The 18,241-nt window shown below is 43.9% G+C and carries 23 protein-coding genes; 3 read left to right on the top strand and 20 right to left on the bottom strand.

All coding sequences use genetic code 11. The features are described from left to right. From ACI3EW_RS15695 to dinB, 12 genes are all read right to left on the bottom strand, one after another. Positions 1-423: a DUF6262 family protein gene (locus ACI3EW_RS15695; RefSeq protein ID WP_118482088.1), complete on the bottom strand. Its 423-nt coding sequence runs from the start codon at positions 421-423 to the stop codon at positions 1-3. Next, the gene (locus ACI3EW_RS15700; RefSeq protein WP_008400330.1) at positions 413-1,915 is read right to left on the bottom strand and encodes a site-specific integrase; all 1,503 of its coding nucleotides are present in this window, start codon (positions 1,913-1,915) and stop codon (positions 413-415) included. Before ACI3EW_RS15700 ends, ACI3EW_RS15695 begins: the two co-directional genes overlap by 11 nt. Beyond that, positions 1,896-3,872, bottom strand: a complete 1,977-nt coding sequence (locus ACI3EW_RS15705; protein WP_008400331.1) for a tyrosine-type recombinase/integrase — start codon at positions 3,870-3,872, stop codon at positions 1,896-1,898. Before ACI3EW_RS15705 ends, ACI3EW_RS15700 begins: the two co-directional genes overlap by 20 nt. Positions 3,873-3,889: 17 nt before the next feature. After that, positions 3,890-5,008, bottom strand: a complete 1,119-nt coding sequence (locus tag ACI3EW_RS15710) for a tyrosine-type recombinase/integrase (RefSeq protein WP_008400332.1) — start codon at positions 5,006-5,008, stop codon at positions 3,890-3,892. A gap of 240 nt (positions 5,009-5,248) precedes the next feature. Next, on the bottom strand, positions 5,249-5,644 hold the full coding sequence (locus ACI3EW_RS15715; RefSeq protein ID WP_008400335.1) for a hypothetical protein: 396 nt from the start codon (positions 5,642-5,644) through the stop codon (positions 5,249-5,251). A gap of 21 nt (positions 5,645-5,665) precedes the next feature. After that, on the bottom strand, positions 5,666-6,013 hold the full coding sequence (locus tag ACI3EW_RS15720) for a recombinase family protein (protein WP_044944624.1): 348 nt from the start codon (positions 6,011-6,013) through the stop codon (positions 5,666-5,668). A 31-nt stretch (positions 6,014-6,044) separates the two neighbouring features. After that, positions 6,045-6,398, bottom strand: a complete 354-nt coding sequence (locus ACI3EW_RS15725; protein ID WP_038292372.1) for a type II toxin-antitoxin system PemK/MazF family toxin — start codon at positions 6,396-6,398, stop codon at positions 6,045-6,047. Positions 6,399-6,450: 52 nt separating this feature from the next. After that, entirely contained in the window at positions 6,451-6,705 is a 255-nt protein-coding gene (locus ACI3EW_RS15730; RefSeq protein ID WP_002593745.1) for a hypothetical protein, read from the bottom strand. A 635-nt stretch (positions 6,706-7,340) separates the two neighbouring features. Continuing rightward, positions 7,341-7,886: a sigma-70 family RNA polymerase sigma factor gene (locus tag ACI3EW_RS15735; RefSeq protein WP_243015274.1), complete on the bottom strand. Its 546-nt coding sequence runs from the start codon at positions 7,884-7,886 to the stop codon at positions 7,341-7,343. 217 nt (positions 7,887-8,103) lie between these two features. Beyond that, complete coding sequence (locus tag ACI3EW_RS15740) at positions 8,104-8,307, bottom strand: LexA family protein (protein ID WP_002593747.1); 204 nt, start codon at positions 8,305-8,307, stop codon at positions 8,104-8,106. Positions 8,308-8,322: 15 nt separating this feature from the next. Then, the gene (locus ACI3EW_RS15745) at positions 8,323-8,865 is read right to left on the bottom strand and encodes a hypothetical protein (protein WP_002593748.1); all 543 of its coding nucleotides are present in this window, start codon (positions 8,863-8,865) and stop codon (positions 8,323-8,325) included. Positions 8,866-8,879: 14 nt separating this feature from the next. Next, the gene (gene dinB / locus ACI3EW_RS15750; protein ID WP_044944626.1) at positions 8,880-10,118 is read right to left on the bottom strand and encodes a DNA polymerase IV; all 1,239 of its coding nucleotides are present in this window, start codon (positions 10,116-10,118) and stop codon (positions 8,880-8,882) included. Positions 10,119-10,316: 198 nt separating this feature from the next. Here dinB and ACI3EW_RS15755 point away from each other — a divergent pair, with 198 nt between their 5' ends. From ACI3EW_RS15755 to ACI3EW_RS15765, 3 genes are read left to right on the top strand one after another with little or no spacing between them, the layout of a single operon-like run. After that, on the top strand, positions 10,317-10,754 hold the full coding sequence (locus ACI3EW_RS15755; protein ID WP_002593750.1) for a helix-turn-helix domain-containing protein: 438 nt from the start codon (positions 10,317-10,319) through the stop codon (positions 10,752-10,754). A gap of 38 nt (positions 10,755-10,792) precedes the next feature. Beyond that, positions 10,793-11,314, top strand: a complete 522-nt coding sequence (locus ACI3EW_RS15760; RefSeq protein WP_002593751.1) for an ImmA/IrrE family metallo-endopeptidase — start codon at positions 10,793-10,795, stop codon at positions 11,312-11,314. 11 nt (positions 11,315-11,325) lie between these two features. Next, on the top strand, positions 11,326-11,910 hold the full coding sequence (locus ACI3EW_RS15765) for a hypothetical protein (protein WP_002593752.1): 585 nt from the start codon (positions 11,326-11,328) through the stop codon (positions 11,908-11,910). Between the two features lie 243 nt (positions 11,911-12,153). Here ACI3EW_RS15765 and ACI3EW_RS15770 read toward each other — a convergent pair whose 3' ends face one another. The 8 genes from ACI3EW_RS15770 to ACI3EW_RS15805 all read right to left on the bottom strand — a co-directional run bounded on the left by ACI3EW_RS15770 (position 12,154) and on the right by ACI3EW_RS15805 (position 18,228). Next, positions 12,154-13,032 carry a DUF4261 domain-containing protein gene (locus ACI3EW_RS15770; RefSeq protein ID WP_002593753.1) on the bottom strand — a complete coding sequence of 293 codons (879 nt, stop codon included), beginning with the start codon at positions 13,030-13,032 and terminating at the stop codon, positions 12,154-12,156. Positions 13,033-13,215: 183 nt separating this feature from the next. Then, complete coding sequence (locus ACI3EW_RS15775; RefSeq protein ID WP_008400348.1) at positions 13,216-14,100, bottom strand: hypothetical protein; 885 nt, start codon at positions 14,098-14,100, stop codon at positions 13,216-13,218. A 17-nt stretch (positions 14,101-14,117) separates the two neighbouring features. After that, on the bottom strand, positions 14,118-14,897 hold the full coding sequence (locus tag ACI3EW_RS15780; RefSeq protein WP_002593756.1) for a hypothetical protein: 780 nt from the start codon (positions 14,895-14,897) through the stop codon (positions 14,118-14,120). 24 nt (positions 14,898-14,921) lie between these two features. Further along, positions 14,922-15,863, bottom strand: a complete 942-nt coding sequence (locus tag ACI3EW_RS15785; protein WP_002593757.1) for a DUF3885 domain-containing protein — start codon at positions 15,861-15,863, stop codon at positions 14,922-14,924. A gap of 14 nt (positions 15,864-15,877) precedes the next feature. After that, entirely contained in the window at positions 15,878-16,237 is a 360-nt protein-coding gene (locus ACI3EW_RS15790) for a hypothetical protein (protein WP_002593758.1), read from the bottom strand. A gap of 24 nt (positions 16,238-16,261) precedes the next feature. Further along, positions 16,262-16,765: a hypothetical protein gene (locus ACI3EW_RS15795; protein WP_038292374.1), complete on the bottom strand. Its 504-nt coding sequence runs from the start codon at positions 16,763-16,765 to the stop codon at positions 16,262-16,264. Further along, the gene (locus tag ACI3EW_RS15800) at positions 16,693-17,355 is read right to left on the bottom strand and encodes a DUF4304 domain-containing protein (RefSeq protein ID WP_002593760.1); all 663 of its coding nucleotides are present in this window, start codon (positions 17,353-17,355) and stop codon (positions 16,693-16,695) included. Before ACI3EW_RS15800 ends, ACI3EW_RS15795 begins: the two co-directional genes overlap by 73 nt. Before the next feature lie 9 nt (positions 17,356-17,364). Continuing rightward, the gene (locus ACI3EW_RS15805; RefSeq protein ID WP_002593761.1) at positions 17,365-18,228 is read right to left on the bottom strand and encodes a CbrC family protein; all 864 of its coding nucleotides are present in this window, start codon (positions 18,226-18,228) and stop codon (positions 17,365-17,367) included. Positions 18,229-18,241 lie beyond the last annotated feature (13 nt).

Consider the following 18,241-nt stretch of genomic DNA (forward strand, 5'->3'; position numbering starts at 1 on the left):
TTATAGTTTTTTTAACAATGCAATTTCCTTTCGATCCAACCGTTTCTTCAATGTGTCCACCTCTTTTTGAAGTATACTGCACTTTTGGAGAAGCTGCTCATTTTCAGCCTTTAACCTTTGATTCTCTGACTGGCAGCTGTTAAAATCCTTCTTCAATTCCTGAAAATTATAATCTGCAGCATTTCTTTCTTCAGATGGCTGCTGTACATCTATCCGCCGTGGCTGTTTAATAGCTTCCTCCAGTTTCTGACGGACTTGCACATTCTTATAAAAAAATCCTCTTGATAAACCTGTCCAACGAACCAATTCTGTTACAGAAATCGGCAGCCCTCTGGCACCCATATCATCGATTGCCCGAATCGCCTTTTTTATTTTCTGCTCACTCTCAGCTTTGTTAACGGCTATCATCTTATCATATTTCATATCCATCCCACTCCTTTACCACATCCATTAAAATCATATCGATTTTCTCTCTGACTGCCCTCGTTTCATCCGCCATTATCTTGTTCCCAATCTTTCGGTAATGATGTACACTTTGTAATGTTTTATGCCCCAAAAGCCTTGCGATCATCCAGTCGTCGATATGCATCTCTGTCAGCTTTTTCCCATAACAATGTCGGAATGTATGTGTTCCAAAATTCAGCAACTCTCCATTCTCATCCCGAATATCATTTTTCCTAATCATCTGCATGACTCGATGTTGAAGCATGCTATACTGAAATGGTCTCAATGGATCCTCTTTTTTTACAAAAATATATTTTGTCTTTCCATAATGTTCCTCGGTATAATCAATTGACTTTATAATAAGCTGTGCTATTTCATCACTAATTGCTTTTTCAAATGTAATTGATTTTACCTGCTCGATTCGTATAAAATATCGATTTTCTCTTATACTCAAACAGTCTGTTTTTAGTGTAAGCGTATCCGAAATTCGTGTTCCCAGCAGCTGATGAAGGATTAACGCCCTCGCTATTTGTTCATCCATCTGAAAAATGTTTTCATTCAGCTTCTTTATGGTCTCGTCCGAGTAAAACTTAAATAGATATCTTGGCGTGCTAGGAAAATCTGTACTTATAAATAGGTTTTTAATATCCTGCCTATCATAATGATTTCCCACATCTTCAATTACCCTTCGTAGACCATATAAATCAGAGCGATAATTTTTCCTCTCCTTTGCCTCTGTCTGAAGATAGATCAAATAGCTTTCCATAATATCCCGTGTCAAATCTAGTAATGATATAATCTTAGGATACCTTAATGCCAGATATCTACAAAATCTTTTAGTCGCTACCATCTCAGCCATAATACTTCCTATTGCCATATATTTCAAATGCATAAAAATTACTGTTTTAACTTCTTTTCGGATTGTTATTTGACTAATTCCTTTAAAATTTATAGTCTTTACATTCTTTATCGGGTTGCTGCGGAGAGGAAATTCAAACTTGTCCAATTCCCACACATCTCTCTCCTGTTCTAAGCACCCCCCATCTTTCTGAGAATACCTCAGAATCTTCTTCATATGCTTTATTATGCCAGGTGTTTCTGTTGCTACAATTTCATAAACGCTTCGATACTTCTTACTTGTAAGGGCATATCCCTTTTCCATCATCCAACTCTTTAGCTGCAAAATAATCTTATTCTCGTCTTCATATCTCAGGATTTTAATATTCTTTTCTATAAGAAAATTCCGGATATTATTAAAATATAATATTTCAGATGCCAAACTACTTGGAGCAAGTTTCTTTCCCCTTTCCCAGACAAAATCTTCTAGGAGCTTTCTTACTTCTTCTGACGGAAGTCCCTCCAAGTCGAAGTAACGGTCTTTCCGAACCCTCATTCTCTTTTTTTGTTCTTCAGTCGCATTCTTATAGCAGTCTAATTCATAGATATGTATCTTATTTTCCAGTTTTTTCACCCCGTTTCTTTGGAATAATTCCAGTTGCAAGAAGATTTTCTGCCTGATTGAAATATTCCTTATTCGCCTGTTCGATCCGTTTAGGCATGTAGTCTATATACTGCTTTGTCATATTTTCATTGTTATGCCCTAAATAATCCCGAATCGTCTGAATGGACACTCCTTCATCATAGAAACTACTTGCCAATGTATGCCTGTAATCATGCGTCTTGAATGTTTCGCCCGAAATATGTATTCCATACTTCTTACAATTTGCTTTGAAGCCCTTAACAAAGGTACCAGTCCTATATGCCCCGCCATCCTTTGATTTAAACAGGAAATCGGTAGGTTTAATATGATGCTTTTTTATATAAATTTTCATAATTTGATAAAGCACCAATGAAATTGGTATCATTTTCTCCGTTTTCATTTTAATTTGATAAACCTTAATCCATGCATCTTCCCCATCCCAATAATACGCACCTCCTTTTAATGTACATACCTCACTGATCCGTAGTCCTGTTGCCCATAAATTTAGGAAAATAAGTCTTTGTACTTCCGGAAAAAACTTTAGCTTTTGTAATATTTCCATATACTCATCTTCCTGAACACTTCGATCATGGTGATATGGAAAAACTTTCTGGATGTAATAATTCGGATCAAAAATTATTCTCTTGATATGTCCTTTAGCATTTAAGTACACAAAAAATCTGTGAATATCAAATATCTGTCTGTTTACTGTTTCTGCTTTAATTTCCTCTTCCTGCAGAAGTTTGAAATACTCTGCTATCTGTTCTTCCGTAATTTCACATATGGATTCCAATGTGTTAAAGTAAACTAGAAATTTTTTAATATAACACAATTGATTTCGTATATTTCCAAGTGCTAAATCACCGATACCTACTTGATATTTCATATACTCTTGCAGCAATTCTCTGTTTCTCTCATTCGTCACTTCGTAAAAACTGAGTCGCTGCACAGGATTGCTTGGATTTACACGCTCTGGTGCAAAATTAAATCTTTCCATATACCAGACATTTGCATGCCAGTGAATTTCTTTTCCACTCATAAATAGTATTTTGCGGCTGTTATCCACAATCTGCATACTATTCTTCACATTTGCAACTTTCCTGGCTACAATTGTTTCCAATTTCTTTATTTGCTCCAGTTCAAGCCGCTCGATATCATCAATTCCTTCCTCTACGCAAAACTCATACATCCACCTTAAAGGAAGTAGATAGCGCACTCTGCGATCCTTGCTGTCTTTTATATTTCTCAAGGCATAGCATAAAATCTGAAAAATTTGTTTTTTTAAAGTTTCTGGCACCTTTTGACTAAAATCCCATACCAGTTCGCTTTTATCTTGGATATAATCAAAATCTGATGCTATGTCCTGATCCGGTATATAGGGAAGAAAAATCACTTGCCCTTCATACTTGAGCCGCTCTTTATTTCTTCCAGAAAGGGTTTCCATTTCTTTTCGGATATCAAACTGTTTGATCCGATCCAATGTCTTCAAATATTCAAGACCTTTAGAGGAAGTTTTTGTCCTGCGCAACTCACTTTCATACAGTTCTCTGATTCTATAATCAATTTCCTTTACATGATGAATTCCCTGCCGTATCAAGAAATTCCTGACATTTCCTTTCAAGCGTTCTTGCACTGTATTGCACTGCTCAATTTCATCCAACAACTCTTTATACTCTTCTTGGATGAGAGTCTTCTTCAAGTTTCGCAGGAACCCAGTTCGCTCAAATACCTGTTTCTTTGTAAAATTCCCTGTTTCACGCAAAAAGATTTTATAATTACGGAAATCCTGTTCTTCTATAAGGAAAACATCATATATCCCTACACCTTTTAGGTAGGACTCTGCACACTCCCAGTATGTACTCGGTACATTTATATCTGTTATCAACTGGTTGTGAAGATAATCCGCTTTATCCTGTGATTCCGTATTCAATAATCTTAATGCAATCACATACTTCTCCTCCTTCCCTAAAGTAATTTGTCAATTTCATAAATGGACTGATGTTTTCTATAAAATTCATCACTGACATCCATCAACTCCTGATCCGATATATTTAAATATCTCATTGTTGTTTCTATATTTCGATGCCCAAGCGCTTGACTGATAAGTTCCAGCTTCCATCCAGCCTTCCGGCGAGCATTTGCAAAATAATGCCGCAGCATATGTGGTGTTACTTTAATCCCAGTCTTCTTCTGCAGCCGTTCCATCAATGCATAGACGCCTGAGTCCTGCATCGGTTTTCCTGCATAATCTCCCGAAATGTTAATAATCAAGTATTCCTGCTGGAAAATAAGGTCTTTATATTCCTCTATATAAAACTGCAGAATTTCAAAGGTGGCATCGCTGATTTTTGCCTTTCTGTATTCTGCATTCTTAGCCCTGGCTCCATTTTCATTATCTTCTCTAAAATTGACATACAGTAAGTGTCTTTCATAATCAATGTCTGTCGCATACCGGACTCCCAAAAGTTCCCCGATGCGAAATCCCGTTTCTGCTAATAATAAAAGCAGGATTTGATCGCGACAATTGGCACATGCCTTTAATAAAATCACGATCTTATCCTGCTCTATGGTCTTCCCTATATGTCCTTTTTCCTGTAGATATCCATGAAATGTATTCCGATATAATGTTCTTTTTACTCCCACTGAATTATGTACAATAATTCTCATATCAGAGAGGACTTTCAATTGCTTTGTAGATTCATCCTGCTGTCCAGAAAATCTATAAAATCGGAACACCTCTTTTAAATACGCATTACAGGTCTCATTATATGGTTTCTTTTTGTAACTATCTCCACTATGCAATCCTGCCTGTAACCATATCAAATAGTCTGTAAAGTGTTCCTGCTGCTTATTATATGGCATCTCCCATACATCATCTAACTGAATGCCAGTCTCATCTATATAATTCAGATAGTATGAAATGGCTCCTGCACTTCTTCTGATAGTGTTAGGTGACAATTTTGATCTTTTTTTATGCATTAGATACTTGGAGGGCAGTAATACTATATCCTGGCTCTCCTGTTCACGAATGAAATAATATTTTTCGTGATTATCTATCTGGGAATCCACAATATACCTTGCCATATTACTTTACTCCTTTCCTCTAACGCTATACACAGTATACCGTGTTACTCTTCTCATAGCTATCACACAATGTAACAATCTTTCCTTTTCAAACGAAGCATTATCAATAAACAACGTCAATCGATTTGATAACTCCCTGCTATTCCAAATGCAATACCTGCAGTTAACAAAAATCCAATAATTCCAACTGCCGCAACAATCAATATCCCAATCATGATCGTTCTACCTCCTCAACAATCTCTATAACATCTGACATTCTGCCATCGTAACCTCTTCATCTTCCATAGCAAAATATTCATCTGCCACATTGCGTTCCACCGCCAAAATCTCTCCAGCCTCCTTCTCTCCCAGCTGGATCGGCGCCAAATACTCAATAATTCTCCCACATAATTTCTGGTCCGGACAAACATCCAGCATCCCCATACAGGTATTCACAATCAGGCGATCCAACACATCGGTAATCACTATTTTTTTAGCATCATATCCTCTCGCACCGATAAAATTTGCCAAGTTCTCCGGGGTCAGTGCCAACATATATTCTTTTCTGGCTCCCCCACCATATGGATACTCATAGGCATATCCCATCGTTTCTGTGTCCATGATCCGTTCTACCATATTCTTTTCTTCTGCTCTCATAAAATCTTCTCTCCTATTTTTTCAACTGCCAAACTCAATTTTCCCTTCCAATGGCGAATATGCATCGACATCATAGCTTTCCTGAAGGATCTGAAATCTTGCGAGCTGCATGGATGATCTGGACAGCCTGCCACGGTTTACAATCAAAAGAACATCTACCTGTTCTCTCTGAACCGCTTCTATAAAATGACGAAATCCATTTCGATTCCAAAGCGGAGTTGTCCCCACATCACTGGAACTTCCAACCAGTTCAAATCCCATCTGCTCTCCATAATCAATCAGCTGTTTAAACTGACTTTTTAATGCACCATTTCTATCTTCCGGTGCATCAATCGCACAATAGATCCACGCACGTTTTCCCTGACCCATTCCTGCCTCCTGCTCCTTTTCCAAACACCCTTTATGTTCTTCTCTGTACTGTTACACCAAAACTCACGAGAATTGCCTCATCTACTTTACGCATCATGGCTCCACTCAGACTTCCTACATACCCTCTTAATCTTATCCGGTCAATCGTCCTTACCTGCTCCAATAAAATAACAGAATCATTATGGAGTCCTCTTACATGATTTCCCAATTCGATATGTGTAGGTATCCAGTGCTTATTAGGCCGACTTGTAATTGCTGCCACAATGACGGTTGGACTGTAACAATTACCAACATCATTCTGAATAATCAAAACCGGCCGGATTCCCCCCTGTTCAGAGCCTATTACCGGCATCAGGTCTGCATAATATATATCTCCTTTTTTTATCGTAACACTTCCCCTCCTTCCATCTACTTTGGACTACGAATGTTCCTACTCTTTATGAAAAGTCTCTATCTCTATGTAATTCTGCCGTCATATGGCAAATGCCCTTTTTCCAGCTTACGCTGATGACCTCGCCTGCCAAAAGTTCATCAGCTCGGATTCCCTTTCCCAGCTCCTTCTTGGCTGCTTCTTTCTGCCCTTCCAAAAGTATGGATTTTACCTGGTCAGAATTCAGAAATAAATATCCTTTCGATGTCATAAAATGAAAATTGCTGTCAGAATATAATTCCATAAATTCTTTGACACGCATATACATCTTCCTCCTTATCATTTTGTGATTTAGAACACAAGGATAGCGGCAGCCTTATCCAGCTGATCTATCTTTCCTTTTCCGCTGGATAAATATAAAGCTGCCGCCATAGTTTCTGTTAAAAATCACTTGTTCTTCATTTTCAAAAGTTCCTATTCGACACAACTTCCCGGAACCAGATATCGGAAATACTGATATTCCTGTTACAACCGATATCTTTGGGCGGCAACACTGACCAGCCATGGCTTAAGGCTGTCATGGGATTGTTCCCCTCCGAGGGTCTCTCCGAGCCGCCCTCATTGCGTGTTCCCGTTTTGCGGGGCTGTGACTGGACGGAAGTATCATTATAGGCTGTTCAGGTCATTGCAGGCAGTCTGCCAAAACTGCTTTAAGGACAAATTTTTTTCGCTCTGCACCTTTGATGTCATCTTATTGACAGACACTCTGACTATCTGCAGGTGGTCGTGGCGGATTTTCCTTTGTGCTTTTCCTTTTGGGCTGAACAACTAAGGTATCTGTATTGCCGGATATGACTGTTTCACACAGTTTTTGCCAAAGAACAGAAAGAGAAATCAGTCCCCTTCACTTCTTTCCACGCTGGCAGAGAAGTTTGAGAACCAAAAACAGAAAAATAATTAAAATAATTTTCTCAGTTTCTCTAAAATCTTCTGTCTCCGTTTGTTTATCGCCTTCTGTGACAATCCAAGTACCGAAGCTACCTCCCGTTCCGTCCGTTCCTCAAAATAGAGTTCCTGAATCAACCACTGTTCTTCTTTCGAGAGTTCTAAAAGGAATTTATGTAACTGTTCACACTCTATTTTTTTCAGAATCTGATCCTCAACACTTCTGTTTTCTTCTGGAAATTGCACAGCCATTTCCTGCAGGCGTTCATAGGAATCCTCTCTGCTAGGAATGGTCATTTTCTCTCCTGTTTTAGGATCTACGATATTTCTTGCTCTTTTTAAGTCATATTCCTGATACTGCATTTTTCTTTCACTTGTTCTCAATACAGCGATTACTTCCTCGCTGGCTTCCGGATACATTTTTCTAAAATCCGGTATCTTATACGGTTTTGCCATGTTCCTGTCCTCCTTAGTTTTCGTTGGGTGGTGAAAACGAAGGACAAGTGGCGGACTACGACATAGGTTTCTGGCAATCCTCAAGCAAAAGCTTTTCTCCATACGCTGCTCCTTAGAAAAAAAGAAGCCAACGGGAAGATCCCGCTGGCTCTTAACAAATTTGAAATTGGATGCAGCGCACAAAACACTATAAAAAAAGACCCCATACATTTCTGTATGAGATCTTCTCGCTCAGCACACTGACCATCCAGTGTACTGACTATAACATGAGAGAAGTCGGACTTTCAGTAGGACTATTGTCGGACTTTAGTCGGACTATTTAATTAATATGAAGCGTTCTCGGTTTGCTTCCGTCACTTTCAATCAGATGTTCTTCCTTCAATTGCCGAAGATAACCATGCACAGTTGATGGGGAACGATACCCTAAACCTTTTCCGATATCCCGCACAGTAGGCGGATATCCATACCTTTTTATGTATTGCTCAACAAAATACAAAACTTCCATTTTCTTTTTGTTGCTCATAAAACCACCTCTCCTCTATTCATAAAGTAACGGTTCTTCCAAAGCCTGTTTGATTTGAGGAAGAGCACTCCCCCAAAGGGATAGACCGAATATTTTAATTGCTTCCTTTTTTCTATCATAATATGTGCTTCTTTCCATCCGAAGCGTTTCCAGTAATTCAGGTTCTGTATATCGGAACCGGCTTAAATAACACTTAAACACAATGTCAAAATAAAGCTGTGGTGAATATGGAAAATCACGCATTTTAACCATGGCCGAGTCTACCAGTTCCACAAGCCACTTGGTCTGGAACAGGCTTTTTACTGTTTCTTCAAACTTTTCCCTCTCTACAGTAGGAGCAAAATCATTCAGATATAGAAGCCCCTCCTCCAGTTCTCTGCCATAACAATATTCTGCTTCTTCACGAAGCATTGCAGCACGGTCACAGGCCGTCCAGCATACATTTCGATAAATAGATAATAACAATTTTGACCTTTCATATAAATTTTGTTCATCCAGATGCTGCATCACACACAGCATCTGAATACTGTTTTTTGCCAATGAGTTTTTCCGTCCCATAAGCCCCTCCTATCTTACCGGTTCATAACTCCCGGCATAATCAAACCATGATCTCGGTATTCCGGCATCTTCAGATCCTTCATCAAGGCCGCTGGATAGATAGCCCTTTTTCCAAATCGCCGCCGAATTTCCTCAATCGCCAGAAATAATTTTTCTTCTTTCTCAAGCCGGATTGGATCCGAAAACAAACAGATTTGCTCCGGTTCTTTTGCTGATACCAAGTTGATTGCACGAACAGTTACCGAACGCACAGGTTCCTTCCAATCATAATTTCTCTGAAATAGTTCCCTCGCCAGTTTAGCAATTTCCAAAGGCACTATCGTCGGAAGGGAAAGTTGACCTTGATACTGCCTTATAAATAGTTCCTGACTGCGAATCGCTATCTGAACCCCCTGTGCTTTCAATCCATGAATCCTTAATCGATGTCCTATGTCCTGGCATAATTCCAGAATAACCTTCCAGACCTCCTCTTCTGTTTTAAGATCTGCTGTACAAGTAATTCCATGCCCCACACTTTTCATCGGAGACACAAAGTCCTTCTCCATTACCGGACTATCATCCAGACCATTTGCATATGACCACAGCATCAGCCCATTTTTACCAAGAAGCTGGTTCACATAATCATGATCCATTTCTGCCAGATCTCCTATCGTATAAATTCCAACTTGCTCCAGCTTCTTTGTAGTTGAGCGGCCACAGAATAATAATTCCGATACCCGAAGCGGCCAAACCTTTTGTTTCCATTCTGATTCTTCAATGCTAGTTATGGCATCCGGCTTCTTCATATCACTTCCCAGTTTTGCAAATATTTTATTGAATGAAATTCCTATACTAACAGTCAATCCCAGTTCATTCTTCATCCTGCAGCGAATCTGGTCTGCAATTTCTTTTCCAGAACCATAAAGAACCTGACTTGCTGTCACATCTAGAAAGCACTCGTCCATTCCGTAAGGCTCTACCAGGTCTGTATATTCCTGATAAATCTCTCTTGCCATATTGGAATATTTTAAATACTGTTCATACTGGGGTGGAACCAAAATCAAATCCGGACAAAGTCGTTTTGCCTCCCAGTTAACCATCCCTGTTTTTATTCCTGCTTGTTTCGCTTTCTCTGATTTTGCAAGAACAATTCCATGACGGTTTTCTGTGGACCCGCACACTGCTACTGCTTTTCCCTGTAGCTCTGGGTTCAGCATCATTTCTACAGAAGCATAAAAACAGTTCATATCGCTATGAAGGATTGTCCGATTCATATTCTGTACCCTCTTCCAATTTTTTCTAGCAAGTATTAGCACACTTATTCTTGACAGTTTGCACACTTACCATTATAATTTGCATATAGTCACTGATACTTGCTAACTCTTGCTAATTCAAATATTAGCAACTACATGCACACTTGTCAATAGCACAGTTAGCAAGTTTACGCACACTAAAACGAATGGAGGTCTGACATGAAATCTTTTGGTGCTAAAGTTAAAGAACAACGCGGAAATCTTGGATTAAGTCAGAAACAATTAGCAGAAAAAGCCGGAATGGGTATCCGGACAATTACTTCTTATGAATTAGGCGAAAGAAAACCATACCAGGCACAGCTTTATAAACTGGCAAAGGCACTGGAGGTATCAACCGAGTATCTGCAGAACGATAACATAGAGGATCCATCTTACGGCTTAGACCGCATGGAATATGTAGAAGATATGAGAAAAAATAGCGGAACCAGGGAGGCGTTGGATCTACAGAAAATGCTGGCTGAGAACACAGCTCTTTTTGCAGGAGGCACTCTAAGCGAAGAAGCAAAAGATGCTTATTTTCAGGCAGTTGCCGAAGCATACTATGACTGTAAAAAAGCAGCCAGAAAAACCTTTGGCAAAAAGAAAAATCCACAATAATCTTCTCCCGTAATATAGTCCGAAAGGAGGGAGCTGTTTTGACTATTCAATCCATATCTGAAGAAGTCAGACGGATCCAGAAAAAATATGGTGAATCGGATCCATTCCGTCTGGCACAGGCAATGAAAATTATCGTGGTATTAAAACCGATGGGAAGATATAAAGGGTGCTGCAAAGGATTTTATGTTCAGCACCGCAGAATCAAACATATCACAATCAACAGCGATTTACCGGAAGTGATTCAACGGGTCATACTAGCTCATGAAATTGCTCACTCCGTGCTTCATACAAACATAACAGCTGCGTTTCATGAATTTACACTATTTGACGATACAGATCGGCAGGAATATGAAGCAAATCTCTTTGCTGCCGAACTGCTGTTATCCGATGACTGCGTATTAAATGCATTAAACGAAGACCAGTTTTTCTTTCAGGCAGCCAAAGCTCTTTATGTACCAGCAGAATTACTGGACTTTAAATTTCGTGTCATGAAACGTAAAGGTTATAAACTGGAGTCTCCCATCGTATCACATGGGAATTTTCTGAAAACAATTGAATAGGAGGACTACTGATGAACGAAGATACTATCCGCGATATATACTATGTAGAACATAAATGGAACCCCCATTTTTTCTATCTTTCCCCAAAATCATTTTGCCAGGATCTTGAAAAAAATGGCTCCGATCTATACCTTGACTTGTTCCATGCCATGTATCAGGAAGAGTCTGATTATATTTGTCCATATACGGAAAACGATTTTTCCCTTAGAAAAGAACTTTGCAACAATGGGACAACTATCATCTATCAGCTTATTACTCCATCTCCTGTCCTCTCCCCTCTTACCCGGTGTGCCTATTTCTGCTGTCAATTAGATAAGCAGCAATATTTTTACTATACCTCTGAGCTAACACATACCGGTGATTATCTGCTATGCGGATGGACAAAGGATGAAGCACATCTCATTTTCCATTCAGATGCATCTACACTTGAGGAAGAACTGGAAGAAGTTAAAAAACTTTTTAAGGAGGTAGAACTATATGAGCGGTGTTCAGACAGACTGCAAGGTTTATGTAAACGTAAGAGCAGCCTTCCTTCCAGACGGAAAAATGCTTCCAGAAGAACTTACCTGGGAAGACGGAACGCCTTATACAATTGACCGCATTTTGAATGTGAAACCCTCTGTCGCAAGGAAAGCTGGAGGTCAGGGCGACTGTTATACAATTTTGGTAAACGGAAAGCAAAGCCATCTCTTTTTTGAACGCAGTACAAATTTAACGGGAGCTTATATAGGCCGGTGGTTTGTAGAACGAAAATCTTAACCAAAACCCTTATATAAAAAAGATAGCTGTCATTTTACGATATAATGTCAACTATCTTTTTTATATGGCATCATTTTATATTAACGCATTCCAGATGCACACTCTCCCATATTAATGTCCAGCACCCCTCTGAGCGGCTGGATCAGAGCGTCCTCATACTGGCACTTCCACTGAATCTCCCGGCACATCTGGCCATCCGCCACGCCGTCTATGGTTTCCCCATCCTGAATGGGGTTATCATGCTCCAATATGTACGATGCCACATTGTAGGCGTGGTTTACCACCCAGTTGGGGTCCATGTCGTGGAAGTGGTACTGGAGGTCGGGCAGGAACAGGGTGCTCATGCCCACCGTGTCGATGAGCATATCTTCGGTGCCCTCAATGTTAAAGAAGCGGACATTGACGCCAAAGCGGATGAACCGATCCGAACCTTCAATCTGGTGAGAACGCACATCCTCCGCCAGAAACAGTTTGCCGCAGTTCTGGAAATAGAATGCCTCACAGGTGGGGTATAGCTCCGCCAGAGCCTCCAAAAAGTCGGCATCCAGATTGGCACGCTCCAGCGCCGGAAGCGCCGCAGACAGCATATCGGTGGCTACCACCTGATATTTGCACTCCCGGAAGATCCGCTCCCGGTCCTCCTGGCAGTCCCACATCTGGCTCATCAGGAAGGCATCAAAGCCTTTGCCCTTGAACTTGTCGCATTTCATCACCATCAGCTGCACCGGGCATTTTCCGTCCTTGAACTCTGCAATATGCTCCTGTGCGGCAAAGCCAGCCATTTTCTTATCATAACAGAAGCACTCTGTTGATCCGATGTGCTTCTCCATTACAGCAGTCATTTTTTCTTTATCCGGCATTTCTACCGGCTCTTTGAACAGCATCTGAATGAGATAGGGGCCACCGGGCTGGGGGCCTTTTTTGTCGTTCAGATTTTGCCGGAAAACTTGATTGCTCATTTAGTTTCCTCCTTATAGCAGTAGATTATGTGGCAATGGACAATCACTACTTTGTGTGTGGAGTTACTCCAAAGGCTAAAAAAAGAACCACACAAAACAGAATCAGTCCGATGAAGTTGCGTTCTATCAGCAGTTTTATAGCCATGAGAAGCAGCAGACTACAAACCAGAATAATAATACCGTTCATTTTCTTTCTTCCTCTCTGTTAGCGAACAGCTTCCACCGGAACTCCAGTTCTTTCTGGACAAATTCTTTCGGCAGACCCCGGGGATTGGCGATGAGATACCATACCCGAAAGGTGCGTTTCTTCGGATCTGTTTCCTGCTGGTAGAGCTGATAGCCCGCCTCATCCTCCTGCGTCCACTGTCCTGTCTGCCGCTTGGCCTGCACAAAGGGTTCCACCACCTGGTCCAGTTCCTCTCTGGTGCGGCTTGAGGCCCAGGCATGATCCACATCCTTGGCATGGGACTGGTAGAACAGCAACTTTCCGGTATGGGTCTTCGCCTTGCACTCCGGCGTTCCGCGCAATTCTGCCTGACGGCGGTACTCCTCCATCTGCTCCGCCGTTCCGTACCGTTTCACCATCTGCTCCCGCACATAGATGAACCATCTGTAGTCCTCCGCCTCGGTGAAGGGGGCGCAGACCGACTGTAATGCCTCCACGGGGTCTGCCTCGAAGCGGTCGATGAAGTCAAGGTAGTGGGCTTTGATCAGGGGCAGAAAGGTGTCCAGCAGCCCGGTGTTCAGCCGCAGGTCCTCTGTCAGCATCCGAAAGAATGAACCGCCTGTTGTGGGTTCAATTCTGAAAGAGTAGAGGTAGTCATCTCCCTGCTTTATGATACAGCTGAAACCCACCTCCACATTTCCATGGCCGATTTCGTAGTCTATGTAGTTGTAGCGGCTCCGGTCAAACCAGATCTGATAGGTCAGCCCGTTTTTCGTTTTCTTTTTGAAGTCGCCTTTTTTCAGACGCTTCCAGCCCTTTTCCTCCAGGCCCAGGCCGTTCCATAGGTAGTCCAGAAGTTCCTGGAATATATCTGCCGGGCGTTTTTGTTCCACGGACTTCACCTCCTGATGAATCCTCTTTAATAATCAAGCAGGATGGGCACCTGCTGTTCCTCGGCAAACCGCATGGCCCGCCAGAACATGGAGAAGGCAAACTTGGCAAGGGATTGGGTGTCATACTGGGTGTGTTCCGGGATGTCCGCCTTGCTGTACTGTCCATCCGGGCCCAGGGTCCCGTCTACCGGGTATCCCTCCGTGTCTGCCCAACCAAGGATGGTATCCTCATCTGCCTGCCATGCCAGCTGGTTCAGCTTTTCCAGTTCCTTCCGCAGTCCGCCCAGGGTGGCGATCATCGCCTGATCATCGGTGGGCAGAGGCGCCTGAAAGAAGAAGGCATCCGCCAGAGGCAGCCACCAAGTTGCGCCCCGAAGCAGGGACCACACCCGCTCCTCGTCCGATGCAAGACGGGCGACCAGAGGATGCTCCCCGAAGATCCAGTCCTTCTCCACGGTGGAAGGCACCGGTTCCTCGTATGTACGACAGGCGGCCACCAGCAGCATAGCGCCGAAGGCATCCCAATCCGGCTTGTCGGTGTAATAAGGTTTCTCATTATCTTCAAGCCAGGGAGCGTAGGGGGGCTGGCCCGGCTGAGAAATGGCGCTCAAGATCTGATCCCGCCAGTTCTCCACCGCCGCCTGAACCTCAGCCGGGGACATTTCTTCCTCGTTATCAGCAGGTTCCCCATCCGGGGTGATGCAGTTGAAGGAGTATCCGTTTTCCTCCGCCCACTGCTGGACAACGGTTTTCCAGTTGTGAGAATAGTACCGGGTCAATGTTCCGGCGTAGATGTCAAGTCCCATAGTATTGCCTCCGTTTCTGTTCGGTCAAAACCGTTCCAGGGTACAGTCGTGCCCGGAATGGTCTGTATCCAAAATGATTTCCACAATGGTGTCCATAGTCACTTTTCCGAGATTACGGACGCTTTTTTCATAGGCCAACCACTGGATGTGGATGGGCTGTCCATACTCATGCCGTCCAAAACCGCCCCGGAGAATATCGTTGAAAGCGTTCAGGTTCCGACCGTTCTTCCGGTCCAAACCAAAGGTAAACACCCGCTCCACCTCGTCATAAAAACCAGCCATGTTAGAAAAGCGGCGACCGTCGATGGTGAACTTCTGCCGCTGTGGTTGCTCCGCTGTAAACACCCGGTCAATCTGCTCCAGATTATACTCCAAGATCCAGCCATGAAACTGATGGTAAAGCGGCAAAAGCAGTTCTCTGGAACTGCCCAGCACATCCAGCCCCCGGTCATCGTACAGGTGGTAGAGGAACGGTCCAGGCCCTGTCAGATAGACGCTGGACACAAAGCCGGCCCAGCCTCCGATATCTCCCAGAATGATCTCCTGCAAAAGTTGCTCCGGCTGAAAGGTAATCCCGCTGAGATCCCAGTAAAACTGCACTTGTGCATGGGTATCCCCATCTTCGTCCAGCTCTATGACCGGAAGTTGCTCATTGGGAACCGGGAGTCCCATTCGCTGCCGGATAACGGTCAGCAGGGACTCGGCAGGTTCTTCATCGGGATATCCGTCGATCCGCAGAAGGTCCGGCACCTCCGGAAGTGCCCGATAGATCGCGGCGGCCCGGTCCAGCGCCCCCTGAACATAGGCGGGGTTGGTTCTCAGCTTCGCCGCACTCCTGTCCAGATAGATTGGTTCCTCCCCGCCGATCTCAAACCGAATGCCTACCGGCGCATGGTAGAACAGAGGGTGTTCCAGTTCAGCCATGCCCAGCTTATGTAAAATATCTTCAAACCGCTTTGCCAGCATAGTATCCCTCCGCCTTATAACATTTCATACAGCAGGGCAACGTCGCCCCGCACCAGTTCCAGATGGGAGCGCAGCGTTTCAAGCCCGCTTTGCACCGCCTCGGTGGGCAGGTCCCAGTCAGGGGCAATTTCAGCGGCCAGCTCCGGGAGGTCCCACTCCCGCAGAGCTGCCAGCATATTATACGCCAGATCTCGCTCCAGCAGAGCGCAGTCCAGGGTGTCCTCCGTCTGGGGAGCAGGAAAACGGACATCCAGATCCAGCTCGCTCTCACACCAGTCCCAGATGGCCATATAGACCACGCCGGAGCAGTCTCCGTTGGACAGTTCCTGCCGCTGGCCGTCTTTGAGAAGATAAAAGGATGCAATCTGTGACATGGTGATTCCTCCTGCAAGTTAATCTTACGCGTCTCCTCTTTGCTCCAGCAAAGCAAAAACTTCATTCATATCCATTTCGAACATGACACTGTTTGCCTGCACCGGTGCAAAGTAGTAGGCAACTTTTTCTGCGCCAAATTCCTGCTCTATCTGCTCCCATTCTGAAGTGGGATAAATACAGAAAGCGAGGGTATCGCTACCGAGCGAGCCCATATACCAGCGGAGCTGATACTGCGGCGACAGATACTCCTGAATACTTCTCAGTGTAGTGTCACGGTCGGTACAATCATCTGCGTAGGGGATCGGTGCGCTGACACCATTCTTTTTCATAAAAATATCAACACCGCGTTCTTTTTCTGTTTCCACACATTCAAACTGAATTTTATCTTCATCAGGCAGTTTTTTATTGAAGTATTCGATGATAGATTCATCAAAATCTCTCCAGTCCACCCAGATCAGAGCATCGCTTTCCCAAAATTCGTCCTGATGTTCCTCAGGTTCCGATAAAAACTTTCTGATTTCTTCCATACCGCTTTCCTCCGTTTTGTTTTCTTACTGTAATTTATTATATCTTTTTCAGATACTCCCGGGAAGCATTCGATGAACTCCCGATTCCGCTTAGGGACATCGAACCCCCTCCGATAGGGGAAGAACCCCTCTCGTTCCACATCGTCCAGCAGCTTCGGCAAGTCGGAAAACCGGGCGAAGAACGGCAGGGCATAGTCCCGGATCTGCCCGGAAATCTCCTGGATGGAGCGTTCCCGCTCCAGCAGAGTAGATACCTCATAGCGGGGGAAGTCATCATACCGGTGGGTCAGCCGGGCGATGGAGGTACCAACGATACCATCATAGGTTTCCTCCGTCCCTTCCTGCTCACTGCGCCACTGGGCAATCACCGGGGAACTCACATCGAAGAAGGCAGTAAAAGTGGTGGAGCCAAAGCAGATAGAGGGGGAAAAGTAAAAGGAGAACACAAAGATGCCGTCTTTTTTGTAGATGTCATTTTTGCTCTTACGGTATTTGTAGCCCAGCGGGATCAAAGGCTCCGCGATCCGCTCACAGGTATAGACGAAGATCTCGCGGGGCTTGGTTCCCTTGGGAAAATCCTTCTTCTCCATGTTGCCACCTCAATCAAAATCCATCCAGACCAGGTGCTTTCCGCAGTGGAGGCACTGGAACAGATAGCATTGCAGGTGCCCGCCATTGACGGATTCCCGGATCATATCTTTCTGCTCCTCGTCCCACATGGGATCGTCCAGCACCTCCTCCAGCACACCCAGTGCCCGCAGTTCTCTGGCACCCACATAGCCCAAAAAGGCACAGTAGTCGCCGCAGTGAGCACGCCAATATTCCTGCTGCCAGCCGGAGTAGCCGGGGGTGCGGTGGATCAATTCGTCCAGCTTCTCCGGATCGTCTACACCATCATCCAGAGAGAAATCATCTTGAAAACTACCGTCATATTTCCGGACCGCTTCGCCGCTGGCGATGCACTCTGGGCACAGATATGCAATATCCTCCACTGAAAAGAACGGATTTGTATAGAAAACATGGGTCGTCTTGCCACAGCAGTCGCAGACAACGCCATCCGCGGACTCCTCAAAAGCGCCGGTTTCCAAAGGGTAGGGGTGATACCGGAAGGCGGGCAGACCCAGCTGGGCCCGCCGCTCCTTCTCATTCTGCTTTTCCTCTGGTGTTTGGGGCTTGGGGATGGCGTAGTGATTGCCCCAATTTTCCGCATAGTCCTTCAAGACTCCCAACCGCTTGAGGGTCTTCTTGTCGGAACGATTTCCAATTTGGCAGAGCAGTTCGTAGGCATCCTTCTTGAAGTCCAGCAGATCATACACATCCACCAGCACTTCCTTGGCCTGCTTGTCTTCCGACAGCTCCAGTTTCTCCTTGAAGGTATAGAGAGCACGGACACTGTCTGGATCTCCTTCTGTCTCCCGAAACTGCTTTTGGAGTTCAATATATTGCTTCAGGTATTCGTTCATGGTCACAATCTCC

The organism is Pilosibacter rotomagensis, assembly GCF_045062245.2.
Classification (GTDB): Bacteria; Bacillota; Clostridia; order Lachnospirales; family Lachnospiraceae; genus Pilosibacter.